Here is a 2,530-nt window from a genome sequence, read left to right on the forward strand (position 1 = left end):
ATTAGTGAAAGACATCACCTGATTCGCTTAAACGCACTTCAGTTTCGATCGTTTTTCAAGCATCTAAACTCGCTCAAAACTCGCTGAAAAGGTATTTCGCATGAAGTGTGTTTCTCCGGTTGCTGATAAGAATTTGTTCAATCAAAGTGCCGTTTCTCGTCGCTTTTCTGCCCTACAGGTTTTAGAGTTGAGCCCTATATTCGATACCTCTGCCGCAGTCAAGCCAGCCTCAGAATGCTTTACCCCCGAGTCACAATCTGCCGCATCGAGCCAACCTGGAGCAGGAATGCTAGTGGCGATCGACTCCGCTGTTGAAGATTATGAGCTACTCGTAAACGGAGTCCTGGACGGCGCAAAAGTTATCATTCTTCAGCCTGAACAGGATGGCATTGAGCAAATCACCCTTGCCCTGAAGCAGCACCCGAACACCACCAGTCTCCACATTGTTTCTCACGGTACGCCCGGTTCTGTGCAGCTTGGCAACACCTATCTCAGCCTTGATACCCTGGAACGCTATTCCTGGGATTTGCAGTCCTGGTTCACTTCATCCAGTGCTGATCTGCTACTCTATGGCTGTAACGTTGCGGCTGAACCTGCTGGTATTCTCTTCCTGAAACAGCTTCACCAACTCACCGGAGCCAACATTGCGGCTTCTACAAACAAAACGGGTAGTGCAGAGCAGGGTGGTGACTGGAAACTGGAAGTTGCGATCGGTCGTATCCATCCTTCTCTGGCATTTCAGCAATCTGCATTAGCAGCTTACGAAGCTGTTCTAGTTAGAAATAGCAGCTTTGAATCAGGTGATTTCAGAGATTGGACAACCATGGGGAACGTTGGCATTCAAACTAGCCAGTTTGGTGTTAGCCCTACCCAGGGAAACTTTCAGGCACTTATGACAACTGACTCTGGCTCAGTCAGCGATAGCAGCCTTGAAAATTTTCTGTGGTTATCTACTGGAACTTTAGACAGGATTGCAGGAGGAAATGCTACCGAAGGTTCGGCAATCAAGCAAACAATCACAGTTCAGGCTAACGATCAAATCACTTTTAACTGGAACTTCCTTAATGGTGAAGTCCAAAACTCAACCTATCGAGATTTTGCATTCGTCTCAATTGACTCAGTTGGCGCATTTAAGTTAGCTGACACATTCAGTTCCTCCTTTTCCTCTACAATCGGTCTCCAGACTGGCTATCAGACTTTCTCATACATCTTCTCAACTGCTGGTACTTACACAATAGGTGTTGGGGTTTTAGATTTCGGAGATATGGCTGTTAGTTCTAAGCTGTTAGTCGACAGCTTTGCCATCCTGAAACCGAATAATTCCCCTACGCTTACAGTTCCTGCCAACCAAAACATTGAGGAAGACACTGATTCGACCATTACAGGTATCAACATTACAGACCTTGATGCAGGTAACAGTCTTCTTGAAGTTACACTATCTGTAGCTAGTGGCAGTCTCACTCTGACAAATAAAACAGGACTGAGCTTCACCACAGGAAATGGAACTGCGAACAGCAGCATGACGTTCAAAGGCACGTTGGTAGATATCAATAGTGCGTTGAGTAGCCTGAGTTATCGGAGTGCATTAAACTACAACGGTCAGGGCACTATTAATCTCGTTGTTAATGACCTTGGCAATACTGGGTATGGCGGGGCAAAGAGTGATACTAAGACTATCTCTGTCAATGTGACTCCGGTCAATGATGCTCCTACGCTAAACAGCAATTACGCTGGTATCGCAGATCAAACAGCCCAGGCTTACAGTCCTTTTGCCTTCAGCTTCGCCAGTGATGTCTTCGTCGATGTAGATGGAGATGCGCTAACCTACACTGCTACTCTAGAAAACGGCGCAGCGCTCCCAGCGTGGCTCAAATTTAATGCCGCAACCCGCACCTTCAGTGGTACTCCGGCAATAGGCGAGGTTGGTACTCTCAATGTCAAAGTTACTGCGAATGATGGTAAGCAGGGCATTGTGAGCGATACCTTTTCCCTCAACGTGACTGAACCTGGCAATGTCACGACCAGCACCATCATGGGAACTCCCAACATTGATAGCAACCTGCGCGGCACCAGCCTGGGCGACTCGATCGACGGCTTAGAGAGTGACGATATTCTCTACGGCTTAGATGGGGATGATAACCTCTACGGCGGCTTGGGAAATGACACCCTGCGGGGCGGCAACGACAACGATGTCCTCTATGGTAACGGTGGTCATGACACCCTCTTTGGCGATGCAGGCAACGACATTCTGCTGGGTGGTCTTGGTAATGACAACCTCAGAGGCGGCAACGACAACGACATTCTGGAGGGAGAGGCAGGCAATGACACGCTGTTTGGCGATGCTGGAGATGACCTCCTGTTTGGGGGTGAGGGCGTTAACAGCCTGCGGGGTGGTGATGGCAATGACCAATTGACAGGTGGCAGCGGCACAGACACGCTCTTTGGTGATGCAGGGGATGACCTCCTTAACGGTGGTGCTGGAGCAGACAGCCTCATGGGCGGCACCGGCAATGATACCTTCGTCCTGACA

1 protein-coding gene is annotated in these 2,530 nt (G+C 49.0%); it reads left to right on the plus strand.

Translation table 11 applies throughout. The features are described from left to right. Positions 1–100: 100 nt before the first annotated feature. On the plus strand, positions 101–2,530 hold a 2,430-nt coding region (locus H6F80_RS00165; protein ID WP_190789606.1), incomplete at its 3' end, for a DUF4347 domain-containing protein.

It is taken from the genome of Leptolyngbya sp. FACHB-711 (assembly GCF_014695615.1).
In the GTDB taxonomy this organism is placed as follows: domain Bacteria; phylum Cyanobacteriota; class Cyanobacteriia; order Elainellales; family Elainellaceae; genus Leptolyngbya_A.